The following is a 22,073-nucleotide window of genomic DNA, read 5'->3' as shown; positions in this document are numbered from 1 at the left end:
ACCGGTTCCGCGGGCCGGACATTAAACCTTGAGAAACGGCGACGCGCTTGCCGGGCCCGGAAGCGGCCCCCAGCCGCGGCCCGCTCAGTCGTCCGCGGTACCGACGCCAGCCCCGCGGGCCACGTCGCGCCACTTCCCGCTCCGGAAGCGGCCGGTGTTGACCGCGGCCTTGACGTAGAAGTCGCCGACGATGGCCGCGAAGACGGCAGCGTTGCCCAGTCCGAGCCCCGGCGCGAACGAGAGACCGAACACCGGGACCGTGACGGCGAAGCCGACGGGAAGCGCCAGCGCGGCGACCGGGAGGCGAACGCAGTAGCTCCCGAGGAAGGTGCCGTACAGCGGCCAACGAGTGTCCCCGGCACCCCGGAGACTGCCCCGCATCGTCCGGGAGACCGAGAAGCCGGCGACCGCGAGGCCGAAGACGCGGACGAACTGGGCGGCCAGCCCGGGGTAGGCGGTCCCGAACAGCGAGACGACGGGACGGGCGAAGACGACCAGCGCCGCGGCCAGCGCCAACTGGACCGCGAGCGCCACGCGGACCGTCTGCCAGCCGTAGTCGGTCGCGGCCGCCTCGTCGCCGGCACCGAGGCGCTGGCCGACCAGCGTCGAGGCCGCCGTCGCGTACCCCCACGCCGGCATCAGCGCGAGCAACATCACGCGCCGGCCGATGGCGTAGGCCGCGAGCGTCGGCGTGCCGATGACGCCCAGCACGAACAGGAACGGGAACCGGCCGAACGTCTGGAGCAGGCGCATCCCCGACAGCGGGGCCGCGACGCGGACTATTTCCGCGAGTAGTGCGAGGTCGACCTGCCGGCCGCCCGGCCGCAGGCGGACGGCGTAGCGCCCCGAGACCAGCAGGCCGAGGAAGATGGCCGCCGCGAGCGTGTTCGCCGCCGCGGTCCCCCACGCCGCCCCGGCGATGCCCATCGGCTCGACCGGGCCCAGCCCGAAGACGAGGACGGCGTTGAGGGCGATGTTCGTCGGCAGCGACAGCAGGCGGACGTACATCGGCGTCCGCGTGTCGGCGCTGCCGGCCAGCGCCCGCGCGGCGACCATGCTGAAAAACCGCGGGGCCATCGACAGCATCACGATGGCCAGATACGTCGCGCCGTAGCGGACCGTCTCGGGGTCGTTCGAGAGTACCCGGAGCAGCGCCTCGGGGTACAGCCACGAGACGGCCGTCAGGGGCAGCGAGACGAGCAACGCCAGCCACAGCGACTGCTTGACCGCGAGGTCCGCCCGGGCGGGCCGGTCGCTTCCCTGAAGCCGGGAGACGACGCTTATCGTCCCCGAGGAGACGGCCAAGGAGAGGCCGAAGCCCACGAAGTAGTACTGAAAGCCCAGTTCGAGCCCCGCGATGGCGGCGTCGCCGAGGGCGAGGCCGACCATCAGGAAGTCCGCGATGCGAAGGAGGATGCGGAGGCCACCGGTGACCATCACCGGCGCGGCGAGGTCCGTCGCCTCGGTGGCCTTCTGGCGGTCGACGAGCCCGAAGCGAGCCAGCAACGCGGGGACGGCCCGTATCAGGCGGCGGGCGAGGCGTTTGACCACGGTGTTCGCTTGGCCGGCAGACGCACGTAGCTTTCGGGACGGGTCAGGGAATCAGGCGCTCGCCGTCGTCGTCGTAGACCTCGATGGCGTCGACCGGGCAGGCCCGCGCCGCGAACTTCGCGTCGAGTTCGGCGTCGGCGGGCACCTCGCGGACGAAGACGCCGTCCTCGCGCTCCTCGCTGTCGCGCAGGTCGGCCTTGCCGGCGTCCTCGTCGCGCTCGAAGGCGTCCCACTCGGCGACACACTGGAACATCCCGATACAGGTGTCGTAGTCGTACACGACCTCCATACGGGCCGTTGCGGTGTGGCGGGCAAAACGGTTCCCCTCCGGGCGCGGGCGGCGCTCCGGGGCCGGGACGACAACTTAAACCCGGAGACGCGCCAACGGGGGCGTAATGGACGTTGCGGACCTGCCGGACGTGCCCGACTGGCTTCCGGAGCACCTCCGCGCCGACGGCATCGAACAGCTGTACCCGCCACAGGCCGAGGCGGTCGAGGCGGGCGTCACCGACGGCCGGAACCTCGTGGCCGCCATCCCGACGGCCAGCGGCAAGACCCTCGTTGCGGAACTGGCGATGCTGTCGGCCGTCGCCCGCGGCGGCACGGCGCTGTACATCGTCCCGCTGCGGGCGCTGGCGAGCGAGAAGCAAGCGGAGTTCGAGCAGTTCGAGCAGTACGGACTGGACGTGGGCGTCTCGACGGGCAACTACGAGTCCGACGGCGGCTGGCTCGCCGACAAGGACGTCGTCGTCGCCACCAGCGAGAAGGTCGATTCCCTCGTGCGAAACGACGCCCCGTGGCTCGAAGACCTGACCTGCGTCGTCACCGACGAGGTCCACCTCGTCAACGACGGCGAGCGCGGGCCGACGCTCGAAGTGACGCTGGCGAAGCTCCGGCGGCTGAACCCCGACCTCCAGACGGTCGCGCTGTCGGCGACCATCGGCAACGCCGGCGCGCTCGCGGAGTGGCTCGACGCCGAACTCGTCGACTCGGACTGGCGGCCCATCGACCTCCAGAAGGGGGTCCACTACGGGCAGGCGCTCCACCTCGAAGACGGGAGCCAACAGCGGCTGGCGGTCCGGAGCAACGAGAAGCCCACCGCCGCCGTCGTCCGGGACACGCTGACCGACGAGACCGACGAGGACGGGCAGGTCGTCGAGGAAGGCGGGTCGACGCTCGTGTTCGTCAACTCCCGGCGCAACGCCGAGGCCGCGGCGGGGCGGCTGGGGAGCACGGTCAGACCCCACCTCACCGACGACGAGCGGGACCGGCTGGCCGACGTGGCCGAGGAGATACGCGCGGTGAGCGACACCGAGACCAGCGACGACCTCGCCGACGCCGTCGCCGACGGGGCCGCCTTCCACCACGCCGGGCTGGCCCGCGACCACCGGGAACTCGTCGAGGACGCCTTCCGCGACCGCCTCGTGAAGGTGGTCTGTGCGACGCCGACGCTCGCCGCCGGCGTCAACACCCCCTCGCGGCGCGTCGTCGTCCGGGACTGGCGGCGTTACGACGGCTCCGCGGGCGGGATGGCCCCCCTCTCCGTGCTGGAGGTCCACCAGATGATGGGGCGGGCCGGGCGGCCGGGGCTGGACCCCTACGGCGAGGCCGTCCTCGTCGCCAACAGCCACGACGAACTCGACGAACTGTTCGAGCGGTACGTCTGGGCCGACCCCGAGCCCGTCCGGTCGAAGTTGGCCGCCGAACCCGCCCTACGGACCCACATCCTCGCCACCGTCGCCTCGGGGTTCGCCCGCTCGCGCGAGGGGCTGTTGGAGTTCCTCGAACAGACGCTGTACGCCAGCCAGACCGACGAGAGCGGGCGGCTGGAGCGGGTCGTCGACGACGTGTTGACCTACCTCCAGCGCAACGGCTTCCTCGAACGGGCGGGCGGCGAGTTGGACGCCACGTCGCTCGGACACACCGTCTCGCGGCTCTATCTGGACCCGATGAGCGCCGCCGAGATAATCGACGGGCTGGACCACTGGCAGCGCCACGCCGGCGAGGCGAGGGCCGACGAGGGGCCGACCGACCCCGAGGAGGGGTTCACGACCGCCGACGAACTGGCGGACGCGGAGCCGACCGGCGGCGAGGCCGACCCGGACGACATCTCGGCGCTCGGCCTCTATCACCTCGTCTCGCGGACGCCGGACATGTACGAGCTGTATCTCCGGTCTGGCGACCGCGAGGAGTACGAGATGGAACTGTACGAGCGCGAATCGGAGCTGCTCGGCCCGACGCCCTCGGAGTACGAGGACGACCGCTTCGAGGACTGGCTGGCGGCGCTGAAGACCGGCCGCCTGCTGGAGGACTGGGCCACCGAGGTCGACGAGGAGACCATCACCGAGCGCTACGGCGTCGGCCCGGGCGACATCCGCGGGAAGGTCGAGGCGGCCCAGTGGCTGCTGGGCGCGGCCGAGTCGCTGGCGAGCGAACTCGACATGGACGCGGCCCGGGCCGTCAGCGAGGCCCGCGTCCGCGTCGAACACGGCGTCCGGGAGGAGTTGGTCGACCTCGCCGGCGTCCGGGGCGTGGGCCGCAAGCGCGCCCGCCGGCTGTTCGCGGCCGGCATCGCCGACCGGGCCGACCTCCGTGACGCCGACAAGTCGGTGGTGCTGGCGGCGCTGCGGGGCCGCCGGAAGACCGCCGAGAACGTGCTGGAAAACGCCGGCCACCGCGACCCCTCGATGGAGGGCGTCGAGCCGGCGTCGGAGGTGTCGGTGCCCGACGACGACGCGGAGGACACGTCGGCACCGGCGGAGACCGGTGAGGACCAAGCCAGTCTGGGTGATTTCTGATGCGGGTCGTCGAGGGCCGGGCCGACATCGACGACGTGGGGGCGTTCGTGGCGACGCTAGAAGAGATCGGGGAGCGCCACGGCGTCACTGCGCAGGCATTCGACGCCCGCTACGTGGTCGACCGCGTGCACCTCGAACGCGCCGTCGCGCTCGCCCGGCGCGCCCGCGAGCGTGGCGAACGCGTCGCCGACGACTTCGGCGTCGAGATACTGCTGTACGCGGCCGGTCGCCGGCAGATAGACCGGGCGCTGGAGATGGGCGTCGGGGAGGGCGGGTGCCCCGTCGTCGCCGTCGTGGTCGGCGACGGGGACGCCGACGCGGCCGCCGAGGAGATAGGGCGGCTCCTGACCGGGCACCGGACGCTGGGGGAGTACGACCCCGAGCGCGTCCGGGCGTTCTTCGAGGTGAGCGGGGCCGAACTCGACGCGACCGACGGGACGCTGGCGGACGTGGTCCGCGAGCGCGTCGCCCTGCTGACCGTCGAGAAGTAGCGCCAGCGTTTTGCTCGCCGGCGTGCTACGCCGCCCCATGGGACCGCGACGAACCACCGCGCCGACCCGCGGGCCGTGACCGACCTCACGGACGCGGTCGATATCGGCGGCGTGACAGTCCCGAACCGCCTGTATCGCGCCCCGGTGTTGGAGTGTGCCGGCAACGGCCCCGACGCCGTCGACAGGCTGGTCGAGGAACTCGAACCGAGCGCCGCCTCCGGCGTCGGCCTCGTCTTCCAAGGCGCGAGCGTCGTCACCGAGGCCGGCGGCTGTGCCGCCCCGAACATGACCCGGGTCCACGACCCCGCGTTCGTCGCCCGCCTCGAACGGCTGACGGACGCGATTCATGCACACGAAGGCAAGATATTCCTCCAGCTCGCACACGGCGGCCTGCGGAGCATGGCGACGTGGCACGCGGGCTACCGGGAACGCAACCCCGACGAGCAGCAACTAGCCGTCTCACGGCCGTCGTGGCAGTTGCGGGCACTCAACCGCGCGGGGCTGATAGGGCTCCGACCGCGGGTCCTCTCGACCGACGAGGTGTGGGACCTCGCCGAGCGGTTCGGCCGCTGTGCCGGCCACGCGGTCGACGCCGGCTACGACGGGGTCCACCTCTCGGCGGCCAACATGAGCTTGGTCCAGCAGTTCCTCTCGCCGTTCTACAACCGCCGCGACGACGAGTTCGGGGACGGCGTCCGCTTCCTCGAAGCCGTCCACGACGCCGTCCGAGACCACGCCGGCGACGTGGCGCTGGTGACGAAGGTCCCCGTGGAGACCGCATCTCCGAGTTTCGTTCGAAGGAATATCGGCCGCGATGGGGGTCTCCGCATCGCCGAACGGCTCGTCGGCATCGGGTACGACGCGCTGGTCCCGGTCGAGGTCAGCACGTTCTGGGACATGAGCATCGTCCGCGGGGCCGTCCCCGAGCGCGCGTGGGCCGCCGCCGACCTGCAGACCGACTACGCCGCCGCCTTCGGTGGGCGGTGGCGAGCGAAGGCGGTCGAACTGCTGAACCGGCTCCAAGGCCGGCGGTTCGGACGGGAGCCCGGGTGGAACGCCGACCTCTGCCGGGCGGTGCGCGAGCGCGTCGACACCCCGGTGTTGCTGGAGGGGGGTCTGCGGACGCGGGCCGACTGCGACCGCTATCTCGGTGCCGGCGAGGCGGCCCCGGCGGCCGACATGGTCGGGATGGCGCGCCCGTTCTACGCGGAGCCGCGGCTCGGGGCGCGCCTGCTCGCGGGCCGGGACGCGCTGTGTGACAGCTGTAACAACTGCACCGTCCCACAGGTCGCCGGCGAGCCCGGCCGCTGTCGGACGCCGGCCGTCGTCCGCGAGCGCGCACGCCTCGAACGGGACGGTGCCTACGAGCGAAACAATCGGCGGTGAGGGGCGTGGCGGCCCGGCCGCGTCGCCCGCGACAGCGCCAGCGTGCTCGAACTGGAAAGGCTCATCCGGCTCGAAGCCCGAGAGCGGGCGATGACAGTAGACATCGCGTCGGAACGGGTCGACCTCTCGGTCGACGGCGACGAGGTGGGAATCCACTACCGGACCGGCGGCGAGGGGCCGCCGCTGGTGTTTCTGCACGGTATCGGGCTCGACGCGGCGACGGTGTCGTGGCGACACGCGCTCCCGGCGCTGGGGGCCGACCGGACCGTCTACGCGCCCGACCTACCGGGCCACGGCGAGAGCGACAAGCCCGACCGGGAGTACACGACGGCGTACTATCTGGAGACGCTCGCGGCGTTTCTCGACGAACTCGACATCGACGAGCCGGCGCTGGCCGGGCTCTCGATGGGCGGCGCGGTCGCGCTGGGATACGCTCTCGACGGCGGCACGGTCGAGCGCCTCGCGCTGGTCGACAGCTACGGGCTCGGCTCCGACGCCTACTGGCGCACCGCGGCCAGCGGCGTCCTCCAGACGCCGGTACTCGGGCACATGCTCTGGCGGGGCTTCGGCGCGTCGAAGGCGGCGATTCGGGCGAGTTTCCGCAACATGGGACCGGGGGAGCCGCCCGCGGAGTTGATAGAGCAGGTGGCCTCGGTCGTCGACCGCGACACGGTGCGGGCGATGCGGCGCTGGCAGCGCAGCGAATTCCTGCCGGGTGGGTTCCGGACGAACTACGCCGACAGGCTCGACGAACTCGACGTGCCGACGCTGTTCGTCCACGGCGCTGCGGACCCGCTGTTGCCAAAGCGGTGGTCCGAGCGGGCGGCGACGGCGACGGGCGGGACGCTGGCCGTCTTCGAGAACTGCGGGCACTGTCCGCCAAGAGAACAACGCGAGCGATTCAACCGGACGCTGCGGGCCTTCTGTTAGTTGGGCAGGTCGTCGATGAGAACGACGGCCTCGCCGTCGATGACGACGTCGTCGCCGTCGCTGACCCGTGTGGTCAGCCGGTACTGGTCGTCGCCGAGGTCCTCGACGATTTCGCAGTCGGCGGTCAGCCGGTCGCCGATGCGGACCGGGTTGTGGAACTCGAGGTCCTGCGATAGATAGATGGTCAGACCGGGGAGACGTGCGAGTCCGGCGCTGATGAGGCTGCCGACGAGCGTCCCGTGGGCGATGCGGCCCCGGAAGCGGGTCTGCTCGGCGAACTCGTCGTCGAGGTGTAGCGGGTTCGTGTCGCCGCTGGCGGCCGCGAACTGGCGGACGTCCTCCTCGGAGACAGTCTTGGTGAACTCGACGCTGTCGCCGACGCCGAGTTGGTCGGGATGGTCCTCGGAGATGGAGACGTGCCACTCCGGCAGGTCCTCGTCGGGTTCGATTCGCTCGGCGGGCGCGACCGCGTCCCCGTCACCGCCCTGTTGGACGCCGAAGGCGGCGAACGCCGCCCGGTTGGCGGCGACGACGCTGTTGAACATATGCGAGGACGTCTCCGTCCATGTATCTAGTAGCGGGTTCCGAGACGATTCAGAACTCATTGCTACACACCACTGGGTCCGAACTATTAAACCTTGGCGTTGTTTTCCGCCCACGGAACGCCGCGAGAAGGCTTCTACCGTCCGAAAACCGGATTGTATCGTTCGGTGAATCGACAGAATCTACGGGAGGGCGGGGGAGTTACGTGCATCTCTATTCCACTCTATGGTATTGAATGGTATCAGATGGTATCGAGCGGAAGGCTTATGTCGCTGAACGGTCTACACGGTAGTACGATGGCCAAGGAGGACGACGACACGATGTGGCCCCCGATGTTCAAGGGGATGCAGCAGGCCAGCGAGTCGGCGATGGAGCAACAGCAGGAACTGATGCGACAGCTGTTCGCGGGCGGCGGTATGCCGAGCTTCGATATGAATCAGCTCGGCGCGATGAGTCAGATGGCGACGTTCAAGACCCGCGTGCAGAGCGGCGGTCGCATCAGTATCCCCGACGCCGAGCGCGAGGCGCTCGACATCGAGGAAGGCGACATCGTGCAGACCGTCGTCCTCCCGGTCAAAAACAACACCGAGTGATTCCAATGGTAGACTACACCACCCCCGTCACGACCGCGTTCGAGATGCAGCGTGCGACTATCGAGCAGAGCCAGAAGGCGCTCGAACAGAGCGTCTCCTTCCAGCAGAACGTCAACGAGGCCGTCATCGACAGCCTCGACACGCAGGAGTCCGCCCAGCGCCGGGGCGTCGAGCTGTCGAAGACCGCACTCCACAGCTACCTCGACGCCGTCGAGGCGACTGTGCCCGGCGTCGCCGGCACCGTCGACGAGGTCCGTGCCGCCGTCGACGAGCAGTACGACTTCCTGCTGGAGAACCACGCCGAGGCCTTCGACAACGTCGAGTCCGAACTCGTCGAGAGCGCCGACGCCTACGACGAGATGACCGAGGAGTACGTCGCTGCCGTCAGCGACCAAGTCGAACTGCTCGTCGAGGCCCACGAGGAACTCGAGAGCCAGTCCGTCGAGGCCGCCGAGCAGTTCGGCGACCAGCTGGAGGAGGTCCAAGAGCAGGTCGAGGAGATCCAAGAGCAGGTCGAGGAAGTGCAGGCGCAGGCCGCCGACGCCGTCGAGGCGTAACTACCCAGCCGTTTTTTGTGCGCGAGCGCGGAGCTACACACCATGAGTGATTCAAACCAGATGCAGGAGGAATGGACGGAGATGGTCGAGCAGATGAACGAAGCCGTCGCGGACTCGATGGAGCAGAACATGAAGGCCCAAGCGGCCTTCGTGGAGTCGTGGGCCGACGCCGTCGAGGACACCATCCCCGAGGAGGACGAACTCGGGGAGGGCATCGAGGGGTACAACCGGGCCTACGAGGAGTGGCTCGACGCCGCCGAGCAGATGGTCGAGCGCTCGACCGAGGCCGCACAGGGCGAGGACGTCGACCCCGCGGAGTTCCGGGACATCTGGCTCCAGTCGGCCAACGAGGCGTTCAAACACGTGATGGGGACCTCCGCGTTCGCCGCCGCCAACGGCCAACTCGTCGAGTCCGTCATGGAGATGCAACAGGAGGCCGACGAACTCAGTCAGGACGCCCTCGCCCAGATGGGCTTTCCCACCCGCGACGACATCGACGAGGTCGCCAAGCGCCTCCTCGAAGTAGAGCGCCGTCAACACGCCGTCGAACAGAAGCTCGACGAGGTCCTCGAGCACCTCGAGGAGTAACACGATGTCCAGCAACCCGTTCAACCCGTTCGCGGCCGCGCTCGACATGCAGACCAAGACGCTGGAGTCGATGAGCGACGCCGCCGAGACGAGTCAAGTCGCCGACGAGCGCCTCGAACTGATGGAGTCCGTCGAGGTCGGCCAGACGCCCTCGGAGGTCGTCTACGAGGAGAACAAGCTCGAACTCCTCCATTACGACGCCGAGGCCGCCGGCATCGAGGTCCCCGAGGCGGAGCAAGCCGACGTGCCCATCCTCATCGTCTACGCGCTCATCAACCGGCCGTACATCCTCGACTTACAGGAGGAGCGGTCGGTCGTGCGCCGCCTGCTCGAGGCCGGTCACGACGTCTACCTCGTCGACTGGAACGAGCCCTCGCGGCTCGACCAGCATCTCACCCTCGACGACTACGTCAACCGCTACATGGACAACTGCGTCGACGTGGTCCGGGACCGCTCCGGGCAGGACGCCATCAACGTGTTAGGCTACTGCATGGGCGGTACCATGTCGGTGATGTACAGCGCGCTCCACCCCGAGAAGGTCAACGCTTTGGGCCTGATGGCCGCGGGGCTGTGTTTCGACCACACCGGGGGCGTCCTCGAGGAGTGGGGCTCCGAGGAGTACTACTCCCCGTCGGACGTGACCGACACCTTCGGCAACGTCCCCGCGGACATGCTCGACATCGGCTTCGCGCTGATGGACCCCGTCGAGAACTACGTCTCGAAGTACATCCGGCTGGCCGAAAACCTCGACAACGAGGCGTTCGTCGAGAACTTCGGCCGGATGGAGAAGTGGCTCGGCGACGGCATCGACGTGGCCGGCGCGGCCTACGTCCAGTTCCTCGAAGACGTCTATCAGGACAACAAGCTCTACCGGAACGAGCTCGAACTGGACGGCAAGCACGTCGACCTCGACGAGATCGACATGCCCGTCCTCCAGCTGATGGGCGAGTACGACCACCTCATCCCGCCGGAGGCCTCCAAGCCGTTCAACGAGGTCATCGCCAGCGAGGACACCCGGACCATCGAGTTCTCGACGGGCCACATCGGCCTGTCGGTCTCCTCGTCGACCCACGCCGACCTCTGGCCCGAGGTCGCTCAGTGGTACACGGACCGGAACCCCAGCGACGGGGTCGACATCGAGGTCGAGTCCCCGGGCGACGAGGCGGCGGCGGCCGTCGAGGAGGTCGCCGACGAGGTGGACGCGACCGACGAGGCCGCGGCCGTCGAGGAGAGCGCCACCGAAGCCGGCGCGGACGTAGAGACCGTCTCGGGCATCGGCCCGACCTACGCCGACCGGCTGCGCGAGGCCGGCGTCGAGACGACCGCCGACCTCGCAGACCGCGACGCCGCCGAACTGGCCGAAATCGCACAGACCACTGAGTCCCGCGCGCAGGACTGGCTCGACCAGCTGTAGCGCGGGCGGCTTTTTCACGGCCGACCGCGAACGGCGAGCCGTGCGCGTCTCGGTCATCGGCGGTTCGACGGTCGGGGACGAACAGTACCGGCAGGCACGCGAGGTGGGACGGCTGCTGGGCGAGCGCGGCCACGCGGTCGTCTGTGGCGGCCTCGGGGGCGTCATGGAAGCAGTCTGCCGAGGAGCGAGCGAACGGGGCGGCCACACCGTCGGTGTCCTGCCCGGCGAGCGGCCGGCGGCGGCGAACGACTACGTCGATACCGCCGTGGCGACGGGGCTTGGCAGCGCCCGAAACGTCCTCGTCGTGATGAACGGAACGGCCGTCGTCGCCGTGGACGGCGCGACCGGGACGCTCTCGGAGTTGGGCCACGCGCTCGATATGGGGCGGCCGGTCGCGGGACTCGACACCCACCGGATAGCCGGGCTGGACGGTATCGAACACGTCGAGACGCCCGCGGCGGCCGTCGACTACGTCGAGTCAGCGGTGCAGTGACGGCGGCACCGGGCGCACGCCAGCGGCGGGCGGCCCGGAACGGCAGCCGACGCGGGCCGCTCACTCGAACCAGTCGACGAAGCTCCCGTCCAGCAGCGTCTCGGACTGGTTGCGGATGTAGGTGGCCTGCATCCCCCAGATGGCCTCGGCCAGCGGGACGTTCTCCTCGACGCGTCGGCGGACGTAGTCGTGTTTCCAGCGGGCGGGGGTGAGCCGGCGGTCGACCCGCTCGCGCAGCGGCCGGATGTACTCGTGGGCCGCCTCCGTCGAGAGGCCCCGCAGTTCCAGCCCCTCGCGGGCGAGTTCGAACAGCTCGCCGTATATCTCGTCCGTGGCGGTCGTCGCCTCGCCGTCGACGGTGACCCACTCGAGGTCGGCCCGCAGGCCGTCCTCTACGGCGGCGTAGAAGTTCGACTCGGCGGTGGCCCAGTCCTGCGACCGGACGGGGTGTTCGAGCTGTGGCAGGCTCTCCATCAGTCCCGCGAACAACGCCGAGAAGGCGATGGCGTCGTCGACGGTCGGCTGGGCCGGCAGCGGGCGGAACTCGATGCGGGCGTTGGCCGCCGAGCGGGTCGGCCCCTCGAAGACCGGCCGGACCCACCGCCAGTACGAGCCGTGCTTGTGCCGCAGGTGGACGAAGGCGTCGTCGAACCGCGTGCCGGACTGGAGGTCCATCGGGACGATGGTGTCGTCGGCCACGATGTCGTCGATGGCGTCCTCGACAGTCTCGAAGTCCGGCGGAAAGCACACCTTCGGCGGCGTCGGGTCGTCGGCCGGCGGATTCAGGACGGACTCGAAGACGCCGACGCGGTTCTCCATGTGGGCGTCGGCGACGATTTCGGAGTCGGGCGCGTCGTCGTAGAGGTCCGGCGGGAAGAAGGGGGCGTTGACCCCAAGCGCGAGCACCGGCCCGGCCACGCGCAGCGCGTAGCTGAAGTACTCCGGGAGGTCCGGGGCGTGGGGTATCTGGTAGTGGGGCTGGATGGAGGTGATGAGCGACTCCGGCATCACGGTCTCGGCCTGCAGGGAGACGTGTGGCGCGTCGAGTTCGAAGGCGGCGGGGTAGTCGGTGTTGGCCATCGTGTGGTACCGCACCGCGTCGGACATGTTCGTCCCGATGCGGACCCCGCCCTCCTCGACCGCGTCACAGAGGTAGTCCCGCGCCGTCTCGCCGTTGGGCGGGACCGTCCACATCCCGTCGGCGACCAGCCGGATACCCTCGGACTGGAGCCGGCGCTCGGCCGGCATCAGCGACGCCTTCAGCTCCTTGCGCTGGGCGGCCAGCCCGTGGGAGTTCAGCGGCTGTGGGCTGGTTTGCATCTCCGCGTTGTGCAGTCCCAACTCCTTCTCGAAGCCGACGAGTTCGAGCAGCTGCCGGGGGACCCGCCGGAGCGCGTCGGTCTGTTCGTCGACGGCGTACAGCTCCAGCTCCATCCCGATGATGGCCTCCGTGTTGTCGAAGGTGCCGTCGCGGACCTCCGTCTTCAACTGCTCGGCTTCCTCGCGGGCCTGTGCGTGGAACTCCTCGGCGTCCACGGCCAGCGCCTCGGCGACCAGCGTAGCCAGTTCAGAGGCCGACATGCCCACGGGTTCGCCGTCGGAGGTGTTAAAGCGTGTGCCACAGTCACCGCAGGTCGCCCACGTCGCTCCGGGCGTCGTCGAGCGGATCGGCGGGCTCGACGGCGAGGACGCCCGCGACGGCCTCGCGGGCCTCGGGAATCGGGTCGTGGGTCTCGACGTACGCCGAGAGGGCGAACGTCTCCCCGTCGCAGTCGGTGAGCGTCATCGCCTCGCTGCGGGCGAGGTCACCGGCCAGCCAGTCGTTGACGACCTCGCGGCCGCGGGGCGAGAGCGGCGACACCTGCTCGCCCAGCCGGTGGAGCGCCTTGGCGGCGGTGACGGGTGCCACGTCGGCGGCCCGCGCGCTCGCACCGATAGAGCCCCCGGCGGCGTAGGCCTCGACGACGGCCGCCGTGGCGTCGGGCGAACACGGGAGCGCGTCGGCGACCGGAGCGAGGCGCTCGGCCAGCGCGGCGTCGGTCTCGTCGACGGCAGCGACGCCGGTCGCCCGCTGTGACTCCGTGACCTCGATGCCTGCGGCGATGTCGGCCAACCCCATTAGTATCTCGTTCTCGCCGCCGTAATTTAACGGTGTCGGACGGCCCAGCCAACGCCCGCCGAGCGGCCCGGCTGTTACCGACCGGTTACCGGTCGGTAGTGCGTCGTATATTCCGCCGTACAACCGCCCGAGCGTCGGTCTTTTAACCAGCCTGTCGCTCATAGGTCGAAGTACGATGAGTGCGACAACGTCGTGCTGTCCGGAGTGTGACGGCACGCTGAAGCGGGACGGCTGTGAGACTGTCTGTGACCACTGCGGGCTGGTGGTCGGCGAGGACGCCATCGACCGCGGCCCGGAGTGGCGCTCGTTTGCCGACGACACCGAGGAGAAGGCCCGGACCGGCGCGCCCCTGACCCGGTCGCGCCACGACCGTGGCCTCTCGACCGAAATCGGGCGCTCGACCCGGGTGAAAGGGCGCAAGCGCCGCCGGCTCTCCCGGATGCGCCGCGAGCACAGCCGGGCGCAGGTGAGTTCGAAGCGCGAGCGAAACCAGATATACGCCTTCACCGAGATTCGGCGCATCGTCAGCGCGATGGGGCTCTCGGAGGCGCTGCGCGACCGGGCGTGCGTGCTGTTCGAGTCCGCACAGGACGCCGACCTGTTACAGGGCCGCTCGCTCGAGGGGTTCGCCGCGGCGACGCTGTACGCCACCTGTCGGACCGACGGCGTGTCCCGGACCGTCGAAGAAGTCTGTGCGGTCGCCAAGGCCGACCCGGACGAGCTACGGGCGGCCTACGACGCGCTCAATCGGGAGTTGGGGCTGCCGACCGGTCCCATCGACCCCCGGGAGTACGTCCCCCGGTTCGCGACGGAACTCGACCTGCCGGCGGCCGTCCGACAGCGGGCCGAAGAACTAGTCGGCGAGGCCCGCGACCGGGACCTCGTCAGCGGGCGCAACCCGGCGGGCGTCGCCGCGGCCTGTCTCTACACGGCCGCCGCCGAGCGCGACGCGAGCCTGACACAGGCGCGGGCGGCTGACGCGGCCGGCGTCACGCCGGTCACGCTCAGAGGGACCTACACCGAGCTACAGGACTGAACGGCCGCCGCGAGCGCGGCGAACGCCTCGCGGGCGCGGCTGTCGGGTGCTGTCGACCGGACCGGGTAGCCGGCGCGTTGGGCCGCCGCCAGCGCCTCGCTCTCGGGGACGGCGACCGCCGGCGCGCCGAACCGGTCGGCGAGCGCCTCGGTCCCCGTCGCCGGCCCGGCGCGGTTACAGACCACTCGAGAGAGCCCGGTCCCGAGTTCGCGAGCCAGTTCGCGGACCCGGACCGCGTCCGCCAGCGCCGCCTGCTCCGGCGTCGTCACGAGGACGGCCGCGTCGGCGACGGCCAGCGGGAGCCCCACGTCGGCGTGGAGCCCCGCGGGCGTATCGACGACGACCCACCGGTGGTGCCGGTCGAGCGCGGCCAGCGCCTCGGCCAGCGCGGCCGTGTCGGCGGCGCGGGCACCGGCGAGCGTCCGCCCGCAGGGGACCAGCGGGACGGGCGTGTCGGCGTGGACGGCCTCGCGCGCGTTCGCTCGCCCCGCCAGCACGTCGTGGAGGTCAGGCCCGCGGCCCGCGGGGAGGTCGGCCATTCCGAGGTCCCCGTCGACGACGACGCTCCCCGGCGTCGTCCCCGCGTCGAGTTCGGCCGCGAGGTTGTACGCCACCGTCGACTTGCCGACGCCGCCCTTCCCGCCGACGACGGCCAGAATCATGCCAGTCGGGCGAGCGTCTCGGTCGGGACCGTCGCCGCCGACCGCCGGTCCGCCAGCCGGGCGGCGCGACGGGCGACCGCTCGCAACTGCGCCACGTCCCCGTCCCCGGCCGCGTCGATGTCCCGGACGCCGTCCAGTCCGCCGGCTGTACGGACCGCGTCGGTCGCCTCGGTCAGCGAGTCGGCGGCCGAGAGCGCCTCGGCGCGGTCGACGCGGCGCTCGGTCGCGGCCAGCCAACGGGCGACTTCGACGGGCGGTTCGACCGTGGACGGTTCCGTGACAGGCGGCTCGGTCGCCGGCGATCGGACGCGATCGCTCTCACCGTCGCCCGCCGAGACGCTCGGGACCGGTACGGCGTCGGCGGCCGGCGACGGGTCTTCGAGGTCCCGGAGCGCGTCGGCCGCGCTCTCGCTTCGCTCGGCCGTCGGCGTCGCGTCGGGCGCGGGCGCGGCCGAGACGAGTTCCGCCGGCGGGTCGGCCGGCGCGGCCGGCGACGCGTAGCCGAGGGCGTGGTCGCCGGGTGCGAGGACGGCTTCGAACCCCGTGTCGTCCCACCCGGCGACCGGGACCCCGCGGCGTCGCGGCGGCCACACCGGCCCGTCGAGCCCGTTTGCGACGGTCACTCGGGTCGGTTCGTCGATGTCCGCGACGTGCGCTTCGACGAGGGTCACTCCGTCGTGGGCCGTGCAACTGGCGGTGAAGGCGACCATACGCCGAGTGGTCCCGGGCCCGGACTTAAACCTCAGCACCGGAGGACGGGCGCGTCCAGCCAGTCGGCTGCCGCCCGCGGGCCGGGGAAACAGTCGACCGACAGCACGACCGGCGCGTCGGTCCGGGCGACCCGGAGGACGGCGAGGGCAGCCGTCACCGGCGGTGCGTCGAAGGGGTCGGCCGGCGTCGGCCCGGGTGCGGCCGCGACAGCCCGGCCGAAGGTGTCGGTCACGCCGTCGACGAGCGCGCGGCGGGCGTCCCGGAGCCGGTTCGCCAGCCGGTCTTCGAGGCTGCGGCGCTCGGCCAGCCGGTCGCGGTACGCGCGGGCCTGTTCGCGCCGCCGTCGGCGGGTCTGCTCGGCGGCCGTCGCCGCCGTCTCCCGCTCGGAGAGGTCCCGGGCTGTCGTCCTGAGCGCGGCCACCGCGTCGTCGGTGTCGGCGTCCAGTTCCCGGCGGGCCTGTACCCGTCCGCGGTGTGTCGCCACCGTCTCCCGGAGGGCCGCCACCTCGCTCGGGTCGACCGGCTCGGCGGCGTCGACCCGCTCGGGCGGCGCAGTGTCACGCGCCCGCAGATCCGCACGGAGCGAGTCGATTTCGGCGTCGTAGTCGGTGGTGTGGCCACGGGTCCGAGCCGCCGCGGCCAGCGCCGTGCGCGTCCGCAGTCCCATCCTAGCGTGGACGTGCCCCGCGTAACCGTAGACGGGCAACGGCGGCGCGCAGTCGACGGCGGGGTGACAGCGCCGGCCCGCGACGGCCGCGGCGACGACCGACCCCTCGACCGACCGGGCGCGCAGGTCGAGGACGCGGCCGCGGTAGGTCGTGCCGCCGAACCACAGCCTCACAGCTCCGTCCCGGCCATCTCGTCGGGCGCTGGCAGGTCCCGGCCCGCGGCGAACCGGGCGTAAGGCGTCGCCGGCTCGTCGCGCCCCTCGTAGGCTCGTGCAGCCGTCCGCACCCGCTCGGGAGCGTCGCTCGACTCGAACGGGACCGCCCGTTCGACCTGCACGTCGAGTCCGTGTTTCTGCCGGAGCCGGAGCGCCTGAAACGCGCCGAACTCCGTCGGCGCGAGCAGTGCGGCGCGGCCGAACCGCCGGCGGACACAGGACTCGTGGGCTCGACAGACGTTCCGCAGGTCCCGCCGGGCGGCCCGCGTGTGTGTGACGACCAGCAGCATCGGTCCGGTCGGACGGTCCCGCGGGTTAAAAATTCCACGCTATTTCCTATGCAACAATTTCCGCGAGCGGACCGACGGCTCGGTGTCGGTCACGTCGACGACGGCGTCGAACAGCGACATGAGCGCGTCCACGGTCGCGCGGTCGTGCGCGGACGGGTCGAGGTGGAAGTGGGCGCGCGCGCCGACGGCGTACAACTGTGCCGAGAGCGCGTGGAGGAACTCGTAGGCGGTCTCGACGTCGACGTACTGCAACAGCGCCGTCAGCGAGTCGAAACAGAGGGCGACCGCGTCGGTCTCCGTCAGCGCCTGACTCAGCGTGATACCCAACCCGGTGAGGTCGCTGGGTGTCGAGATGTGGGTCAGTTCCGCGTTCAGGGACCGGTCGTCGACGCCGGGCGCGTCGCCGACGGCGACGACGTGACGCTGGCGGTCGCCGGACGGGCAGGCGTCGAGACAGGCCGCCGGAGAGCGGGTGTAGGTGACCCAGAGGACGGTCGACGGGTCGTCGTCCCGGAGCAGTTGGGTACACACCGTCCCACCCCCGGCGTTCCCGCTCATCGACGGCGCACAGACGAGCGTCGTCGCGGCGTCACCGACCGCCTCGGGCAGGCCAGACATGCTCGTTTCACCTATTGTTGCGCGAATGTAAAACCTCTTCCACTTCCCGCTGAGCCGGTCAGTCGACGCGGCGGACCTCGAACCGGCCGTCGTAGTCGGCCACGGCCCGCACCCGGTCCCGGGCCGCCGACTCGGAGGCCGCGAGGACGACGAGGCCGTCGACCGCGGCGTCGCCCTCGGCACGGTAGGCCGCGAGGTCGCCCTCGAACTCCGTGGCGTAGGTCCGGAGGACGCCACGGACCTCCCGTTCGAGTTCCGACAGCGAACACTCGCCGTCCTCGAAGCGGGTCAGCGCGTCCTCGACGTTGCGGAGGGCGGAGATGCGGTCCATCTACGTCGTCCGGAGGTGGTCGGTGCGGGGCTCGTACACCTCGCCTTTCTGCTTGAGCTTCTCTATCTCGTGTTCGGCCTTCGACTCGTCGATGCCGACCTCCTCGGCGCGTTCGAGGACCACGTCGATGGGCGCGCCCTCGTCGTACTCGTCCTCGATGTCGGCGATGATGCCCCTGATGTTCTGGATGCGGTCGCGCTGGCTCTTGGAGGTCCCGGTCTCGACCACGTCGGCGTCGAACTCGCCGGTCTCGGGGTCGACGCCGATCTCCTCCATGCAGTAGCGGGCGATGTCGACCGCCCGCTCGGCGTCTTCCTCGCTGACCGTGTCGGCCAAGCGGATGCGCGCCGACGCCTCGGCCAACCGAACCAGCGCCTCCAGCTTCCGGGCGGTGACCGGGACCGGGGCGTCCTCGTCCTGCCCCTTGATCCGCAGGTCGACGTAGAAGTCCTCTATCTCGTCTTTCGCGGCCTCGGTCATCGTCGGGAAACAGTTGCGCTTCGCGTAAGCGACGTACTTCCGGAGGAGGTCCGGTTCGATTGTGGGCGCGACCTCGTCGGTGACGGTATCGACCTCCTCTGCGCTGTAGTTCGAGGTAGCCGTCTCCACCCGGTGAGTGTTGAGTTCGCCGGCGTAGTTGGTCTGGATGATGTGCTGGGCGAGGTTGCGGTCGGTCTCCTCGTCGGGCTGGTCCGTGACGGTGAAGATGAGGTCGAACCGCGAGATGAGCGCCGGTTCGAGGTCGATCTGCTCGCCGATGGGTTCGTACTGGTCGAAGCGCCCGTACTTGGGGTTGGCCGCCCCCAGCAGCGAACAGCGGCTCTTGAGCGTGGCGTTGATGCCGGCCTTCGAGACGCTGATGCGCTGTTGTTCCAGCGCCTCGTGCATCGCCGAGCGGTCCTCGGAGTTGTGGACGACCATTCCGTTGGCGACGAAGTTGTGCGTCCCCGCGACAGTGAGGTCGTAGACACTCGGGGTTCGCCGCTCGTCGATTTCGTCGAGCGTCCGCTCGATTCGGTCTCTCGTCGCCTCGATCCGCGAGCGAGCGGCTTGCCGGACCTCGGGGAACCGGTTCGTCGCCACGACATCGCGCGTCCAGCGAGAGACGGTAGACGGTGCGACGCCGATGTCGTCCGCGAGCGTCGCGAGCGAGATACCGTACCGCTCGGTCGCTGTCAGGAGGGCGTCCCAATCGTCGAGTTTCGGCTCGCCGTCGAGTCGGTCGCGGCCGCGGTCGATAGCGTCGCTCGGGGAACAGCCCAGCAGTTCCGCCAGTTCGTTCCGGAGGAGTCGTATCCGGTCGTCGCCGGCCGTCGCCGGTATCGTCTCGACGGTGTCGACGCGTCGCCACGTTACGTCACCGTGAACGAGCGCGCGAACCGTCGAGAGGTCCGTCGACGCTACGTCGGCGATTATCGTCGTGAGTCGGCGCTCGACAGTCTCTCGGAGTGTGTCGTCGGCTCCCCAGCGACCGGAGACCTGCTGTTGCGTGAAGTCGGTGCCGTCGGCGAGTTCGGACTGCGAGACGTGGTAGGTCTCCCGGAGCGAGGCGAGCGTCTCCCAGTCGGCGTCCGCGACGACGTCACGGTCACGTGTCGCCTCGCGTTTTCGCGTCTCGAACCGTTCGAGAATTTCGCGGGCGGCCCGGAGCGAGACGTCCGCGTCCTCGTTCTCGAAGTTGCAGTACGTCGTGTCGTCGAGTCCGCACTCGGACTGATAGAGTCGAAGCGACTCGCGGCAGGTCGCCAGTTCCGACCCGCAGGACGGAATCACGTCGAGTATCGTCCGGTCGCCCGAGACGCGCTCGACCGCTGCGGCGAGACGCCGCTGTTTCCGGTCGAGCGTGAAGCCGACGTGTCGGTCGAACGCTTCGAGAGAGTCCGCATCGGTGACGGTAAGTGCGTGTACGTCCCGCCCTTCGGCTCGCTCGCGAGTCCGTATCTGTGCGGAGACGCCGAACTCCAAGAGGAGCTGTTTCGACCCCAGCAAGAGCTCGTAACTGGAAGAGTGGATTCGAACGTTCCGGTCGTCGACCGAGCCTTCGCTGTCGGCGAGGGCGCGGAGGAACGCCGCTTTGGCGGTTCGAGACGACTGCGTGACGGCGTCGGGCAACCGCTTCCCGTCGTACGTCTCTAAGTTCATCCCCGCATCGAGAACTGCGTCGGCATACTCCTTTCCCGGCACGCGGACGGTCTCGACGCCGTCCGCTCGCTGCTCGCTCGGCGGTCGAACCGGCTCGGCGTCGAAGACCGTTCGCGCTCGGTCCTCGAAGTCGGTCAAGAGCTGTTCCTCGGCGTTCGTGAACCGAATCCCGTAGACGCCAGCCTCGCGGTCGTAGTAGACGTTCCCGTCGCCAGCGAGATAGCCCAGTATCGACGCGAGTGCGGGCGAGACGCTCTCGTCGTCGACGGTGACAGGGTCGGTAGGGACCGAAATGGCACTCGTCCCGCCGTCGGCAGCCGGTTCGCTCACCTCTCGCGGAACGTACACCCAGTCGCCGCTATCGAGGTTCGCCGCGTGACGCTCGATTCGCTCGCCGCCCTCGCGGACGAAGAACGGGTGGTCCGCCGTCGCGGTGAGTCGCTCGCCGGTGTCGAGCGTGACCCGGGTGAGGTCGTCAGGCGCGTCGTACTCGTGAATAGCCGTGACCGGGCGCGTGACCAGCCGTCCGTCGTCGGTCATCGTCCACACCCGCAGGTCGCCGAACTCGCGGATGGTCCGGCCGTTCGACAGGGACTCGACGTTCCCGTCGGCGGCCGCGTCGTGTGCGAGGTCACGGATGCGTTCGATACCGTTTTCGCCGTGAACGAGCGTGTCCCCAGTGACACAGCTCATCTTGTCGAGTTCGTCGACAGCGGCGATACCTTGGTCAGCCAACACGAGCGCACCCGCTTCGAGGGTCCACTGCTGGCCGTCGCCGAAGTCGTCCCGGACCGCGGCGGCGGTCAGCCCCGCCGAACTCGACCCCTTGCCGGAGGTGTAGACGGAGCGCGGCGCGATGTTTTGGATGTACGACAACAGCTGCGATTTGCCGGTTCCGGGGTCCCCTATCAGCAACATATGGAGGTCGCCACGGATGCGCGAGCCGTCGGGGAGTTCCTTCGTCACGCCGGAGAACAGTTGGAGCATCATCGCCAGCTTCTCGCGCTCGTAGCCGTAGATGGAGGGCGCGATGGCACCGACCATCGTGTCGTAGATGTCGGGCTCGTTCGAGAGTTCGACGATCTCTTTCTTGTCGGCGTCGGTTATCTCCATGTCCTCGAACTGCTCGTCCTCTATCTCGACGCTGACCCCGTCCATGTAGATGTCGAACATCGGGGACTTGTCCTGGTCGGAGCCCTGCTGGTCGAGTTTGAGCACACCGGTCACGCGCACGTGGTCGCCGGCGGTGACGATGCCGGTGATGTCGTCCTCGACGTTGATGTCGATGGATTGGGGCGTCTCGCCGCCGCGAAGCCCCTCGGGAGACTCCTGTACCCGAATCTTCTGGGCGTCGATGAACTGGGACTGCTCGGTGTTCAGCCGGAACGGTCCCTGTCGCTCACAGCCCTGACACTCGTGAGGTTCCTGAAAGTCGCCGGAGGCCTGCGGGATGCGGGTCAGCGTCCCGCAACGCTGGCACTCGAAGGCCGCCTCCACGACCTTCGGGCGCACGTCGGTCGCCTTCCGGACGATGCCTTGGACGGCGATGAGGTTGCCGTGGTGCTCGTGGCGAATCTCGCGGATGTCCTCGGCGTCGGGGAGGTTCTGGACCCGGACGTGGGCCTGCCCGAGCGAGACGTCGACGGGGAGGTCGTAGAGCCGCAGGGCCTCCTCGGCGTACTCCTGTAGCTGTTCGGGCTTGGTCCGGTAGTCATCGGCGAGGTCCGGGTCGAACCGGTAGAGGTCCTGCCAGTCGACGTACAGCGACTTCTGGTCGTTGGGGTACTTCTGGGCGAGTTCGCCGATCTCGTTGCGGCAGTAGTCGCGGTAGAACTCCTCGAAACGGTCGATGAGCTCGGTGTTGTCGGCGGTCGCCATCTGAGTGGGGAAAGGTTACGCGGGGTCGCCCAAGAAGGTTCGCAAACCGGGGTGGAAGT

The 22,073-nt window shown here is 69.9% G+C and carries 22 protein-coding genes; 10 read left to right on the top strand and 12 right to left on the bottom strand.

Annotated elements, in window-relative coordinates; all coding sequences use genetic code 11:
- Positions 1–84: 84 nt before the first annotated feature.
- Positions 85–1,437, bottom strand: a complete 1,353-nt coding sequence (locus tag ACV7JO_RS14570; protein WP_470355789.1) for an MATE family efflux transporter — start codon at positions 1,435–1,437, stop codon at positions 85–87.
- A gap of 157 nt (positions 1,438–1,594) precedes the next feature.
- Complete coding sequence (locus ACV7JO_RS14565; protein WP_470354135.1) at positions 1,595–1,840, bottom strand: ferredoxin; 246 nt, start codon at positions 1,838–1,840, stop codon at positions 1,595–1,597.
- Positions 1,841–1,946: 106 nt separating this feature from the next.
- On the opposite strand from ACV7JO_RS14565, the gene ACV7JO_RS14560 reads away from it, so the two are divergent.
- The 4 genes from ACV7JO_RS14560 to ACV7JO_RS14545 all read left to right on the top strand — a co-directional run bounded on the left by ACV7JO_RS14560 (position 1,947) and on the right by ACV7JO_RS14545 (position 7,156).
- Entirely contained in the window at positions 1,947–4,349 is a 2,403-nt protein-coding gene (locus tag ACV7JO_RS14560; protein WP_470354134.1) for an ATP-dependent DNA helicase, read from the top strand.
- Positions 4,349–4,840 (top strand): KEOPS complex subunit Cgi121, encoded by a 492-nt coding sequence (gene cgi121, locus ACV7JO_RS14555; protein ID WP_470354133.1) that lies wholly within the window; start codon positions 4,349–4,351, stop codon positions 4,838–4,840. Before ACV7JO_RS14560 ends, cgi121 begins: the two co-directional genes overlap by 1 nt.
- Positions 4,841–4,915: 75 nt before the next feature.
- On the top strand, positions 4,916–6,226 hold the full coding sequence (locus ACV7JO_RS14550; protein ID WP_470354132.1) for an oxidoreductase: 1,311 nt from the start codon (positions 4,916–4,918) through the stop codon (positions 6,224–6,226).
- 90 nt (positions 6,227–6,316) lie between these two features.
- Entirely contained in the window at positions 6,317–7,156 is an 840-nt protein-coding gene (locus ACV7JO_RS14545) for an alpha/beta fold hydrolase (protein WP_470354131.1), read from the top strand.
- Here the strand turns inward: ACV7JO_RS14545 and ACV7JO_RS14540 are convergent.
- Positions 7,153–7,701 (bottom strand): MaoC family dehydratase, encoded by a 549-nt coding sequence (locus ACV7JO_RS14540; protein ID WP_470354130.1) that lies wholly within the window; start codon positions 7,699–7,701, stop codon positions 7,153–7,155. The two genes, ACV7JO_RS14545 and ACV7JO_RS14540, sit on opposite strands and share 4 nt — an antisense overlap.
- A gap of 294 nt (positions 7,702–7,995) precedes the next feature.
- Here ACV7JO_RS14540 and ACV7JO_RS14535 point away from each other — a divergent pair, with 294 nt between their 5' ends.
- The 5 genes from ACV7JO_RS14535 to ACV7JO_RS14515 are packed head-to-tail and all read left to right on the top strand — an operon-like array spanning position 7,996 to position 11,344.
- Positions 7,996–8,292 (top strand): AbrB/MazE/SpoVT family DNA-binding domain-containing protein, encoded by a 297-nt coding sequence (locus tag ACV7JO_RS14535; RefSeq protein ID WP_470354129.1) that lies wholly within the window; start codon positions 7,996–7,998, stop codon positions 8,290–8,292.
- Positions 8,293–8,297: 5 nt separating this feature from the next.
- Positions 8,298–8,849 (top strand): hypothetical protein, encoded by a 552-nt coding sequence (locus ACV7JO_RS14530; RefSeq protein ID WP_470354128.1) that lies wholly within the window; start codon positions 8,298–8,300, stop codon positions 8,847–8,849.
- A 42-nt stretch (positions 8,850–8,891) separates the two neighbouring features.
- Positions 8,892–9,437 (top strand): poly(R)-hydroxyalkanoic acid synthase subunit PhaE, encoded by a 546-nt coding sequence (locus ACV7JO_RS14525; protein ID WP_470354127.1) that lies wholly within the window; start codon positions 8,892–8,894, stop codon positions 9,435–9,437.
- 4 nt (positions 9,438–9,441) lie between these two features.
- Positions 9,442–10,851, top strand: coding sequence for a poly(3-hydroxyalkanoate) polymerase subunit PhaC (phaC, locus tag ACV7JO_RS14520; protein WP_470354126.1), 1,410 nt, complete (start codon positions 9,442–9,444; stop codon positions 10,849–10,851).
- Positions 10,852–10,891: 40 nt separating this feature from the next.
- Positions 10,892–11,344 (top strand): TIGR00725 family protein, encoded by a 453-nt coding sequence (locus ACV7JO_RS14515; RefSeq protein ID WP_470354125.1) that lies wholly within the window; start codon positions 10,892–10,894, stop codon positions 11,342–11,344.
- Between the two features lie 60 nt (positions 11,345–11,404).
- Here ACV7JO_RS14515 and ACV7JO_RS14510 read toward each other — a convergent pair whose 3' ends face one another.
- Together ACV7JO_RS14510 and ACV7JO_RS14505 are read right to left on the bottom strand one after the other, a co-directional pair.
- Positions 11,405–12,925, bottom strand: a complete 1,521-nt coding sequence (locus ACV7JO_RS14510; RefSeq protein ID WP_470354124.1) for a glutamate-cysteine ligase family protein — start codon at positions 12,923–12,925, stop codon at positions 11,405–11,407.
- Between the two features lie 43 nt (positions 12,926–12,968).
- A complete protein-coding gene (locus ACV7JO_RS14505) occupies positions 12,969–13,463 on the bottom strand; it encodes a DUF7858 family protein (protein WP_470354123.1) in 495 nt (164 codons plus the stop codon).
- Between the two features lie 175 nt (positions 13,464–13,638).
- On the opposite strand from ACV7JO_RS14505, the gene ACV7JO_RS14500 reads away from it, so the two are divergent.
- Positions 13,639–14,499 carry a transcription initiation factor IIB gene (locus ACV7JO_RS14500; protein ID WP_470354122.1) on the top strand — a complete coding sequence of 287 codons (861 nt, stop codon included), beginning with the start codon at positions 13,639–13,641 and terminating at the stop codon, positions 14,497–14,499.
- Here the strand turns inward: ACV7JO_RS14500 and ACV7JO_RS14495 are convergent.
- From ACV7JO_RS14495 to ACV7JO_RS14465, 7 genes are read right to left on the bottom strand one after another with little or no spacing between them, the layout of a single operon-like run.
- Positions 14,478–15,161: a MinD/ParA family ATP-binding protein gene (locus ACV7JO_RS14495; protein ID WP_470354121.1), complete on the bottom strand. Its 684-nt coding sequence runs from the start codon at positions 15,159–15,161 to the stop codon at positions 14,478–14,480. The two genes, ACV7JO_RS14500 and ACV7JO_RS14495, sit on opposite strands and share 22 nt — an antisense overlap.
- Entirely contained in the window at positions 15,158–15,871 is a 714-nt protein-coding gene (locus ACV7JO_RS14490; RefSeq protein WP_470354120.1) for a DUF7857 domain-containing protein, read from the bottom strand. The genes ACV7JO_RS14495 and ACV7JO_RS14490 overlap by 4 nt, the downstream gene beginning before the upstream one ends.
- A 32-nt stretch (positions 15,872–15,903) precedes the next feature.
- Positions 15,904–16,713, bottom strand: a complete 810-nt coding sequence (locus ACV7JO_RS14485; protein WP_470354119.1) for a DUF7856 family protein — start codon at positions 16,711–16,713, stop codon at positions 15,904–15,906.
- Positions 16,710–17,045 carry a DUF7855 family protein gene (locus ACV7JO_RS14480; protein ID WP_470354118.1) on the bottom strand — a complete coding sequence of 112 codons (336 nt, stop codon included), beginning with the start codon at positions 17,043–17,045 and terminating at the stop codon, positions 16,710–16,712. Before ACV7JO_RS14480 ends, ACV7JO_RS14485 begins: the two co-directional genes overlap by 4 nt.
- A gap of 39 nt (positions 17,046–17,084) precedes the next feature.
- Entirely contained in the window at positions 17,085–17,663 is a 579-nt protein-coding gene (locus tag ACV7JO_RS14475; protein ID WP_470354117.1) for a DUF7504 family protein, read from the bottom strand.
- Positions 17,664–17,721: 58 nt separating this feature from the next.
- Positions 17,722–17,994: a DUF7854 family protein gene (locus tag ACV7JO_RS14470; RefSeq protein ID WP_470354116.1), complete on the bottom strand. Its 273-nt coding sequence runs from the start codon at positions 17,992–17,994 to the stop codon at positions 17,722–17,724.
- Positions 17,995–22,014 (bottom strand): LAGLIDADG family homing endonuclease, encoded by a 4,020-nt coding sequence (locus tag ACV7JO_RS14465; RefSeq protein ID WP_470354115.1) that lies wholly within the window; start codon positions 22,012–22,014, stop codon positions 17,995–17,997.
- Positions 22,015–22,073 lie beyond the last annotated feature (59 nt).

The sequence above is a fragment of the Haloarcula sp. MBLA0138 genome (assembly GCF_055632455.1).
The sequence above is the reverse complement of the archived record's forward strand: the minus strand, read 5'-3'. Positions and strand labels throughout refer to the sequence as shown.

Bases quoted from the DNA above. Each gene is read 5' to 3' on its own strand.
- ACV7JO_RS14570 (WP_470355789.1), bottom strand. From the start codon at position 1,437: ATGGTCACCGGTGGCCTCCGCATCCTCCTTCGCATCGCGGACTTCCTG.
- ACV7JO_RS14565 (WP_470354135.1), bottom strand. From the start codon at position 1,840: ATGGAGGTCGTGTACGACTACGACACCTGTATCGGGATGTTCCAGTGT.
- ACV7JO_RS14560 (WP_470354134.1), top strand. From the start codon at position 1,947: ATGGACGTTGCGGACCTGCCGGACGTGCCCGACTGGCTTCCGGAGCAC.
- cgi121 (WP_470354133.1), top strand. From the start codon at position 4,349: ATGCGGGTCGTCGAGGGCCGGGCCGACATCGACGACGTGGGGGCGTTC.
- ACV7JO_RS14545 (WP_470354131.1), top strand. From the start codon at position 6,317: ATGACAGTAGACATCGCGTCGGAACGGGTCGACCTCTCGGTCGACGGC.
- ACV7JO_RS14540 (WP_470354130.1), bottom strand. From the start codon at position 7,701: ATGTTCAACAGCGTCGTCGCCGCCAACCGGGCGGCGTTCGCCGCCTTC.
- ACV7JO_RS14535 (WP_470354129.1), top strand. From the start codon at position 7,996: ATGGCCAAGGAGGACGACGACACGATGTGGCCCCCGATGTTCAAGGGG.
- ACV7JO_RS14530 (WP_470354128.1), top strand. From the start codon at position 8,298: ATGGTAGACTACACCACCCCCGTCACGACCGCGTTCGAGATGCAGCGT.
- ACV7JO_RS14525 (WP_470354127.1), top strand. From the start codon at position 8,892: ATGAGTGATTCAAACCAGATGCAGGAGGAATGGACGGAGATGGTCGAG.
- phaC (WP_470354126.1), top strand. From the start codon at position 9,442: ATGTCCAGCAACCCGTTCAACCCGTTCGCGGCCGCGCTCGACATGCAG.
- ACV7JO_RS14510 (WP_470354124.1), bottom strand. From the start codon at position 12,925: ATGTCGGCCTCTGAACTGGCTACGCTGGTCGCCGAGGCGCTGGCCGTG.
- ACV7JO_RS14505 (WP_470354123.1), bottom strand. From the start codon at position 13,463: ATGGGGTTGGCCGACATCGCCGCAGGCATCGAGGTCACGGAGTCACAG.
- ACV7JO_RS14500 (WP_470354122.1), top strand. From the start codon at position 13,639: ATGAGTGCGACAACGTCGTGCTGTCCGGAGTGTGACGGCACGCTGAAG.
- ACV7JO_RS14495 (WP_470354121.1), bottom strand. From the start codon at position 15,161: ATGATTCTGGCCGTCGTCGGCGGGAAGGGCGGCGTCGGCAAGTCGACG.
- ACV7JO_RS14490 (WP_470354120.1), bottom strand. From the start codon at position 15,871: ATGGTCGCCTTCACCGCCAGTTGCACGGCCCACGACGGAGTGACCCTC.
- ACV7JO_RS14480 (WP_470354118.1), bottom strand. From the start codon at position 17,045: ATGCTGCTGGTCGTCACACACACGCGGGCCGCCCGGCGGGACCTGCGG.
- ACV7JO_RS14475 (WP_470354117.1), bottom strand. From the start codon at position 17,663: ATGTCTGGCCTGCCCGAGGCGGTCGGTGACGCCGCGACGACGCTCGTC.
- ACV7JO_RS14470 (WP_470354116.1), bottom strand. From the start codon at position 17,994: ATGGACCGCATCTCCGCCCTCCGCAACGTCGAGGACGCGCTGACCCGC.
- ACV7JO_RS14465 (WP_470354115.1), bottom strand. From the start codon at position 22,014: ATGGCGACCGCCGACAACACCGAGCTCATCGACCGTTTCGAGGAGTTC.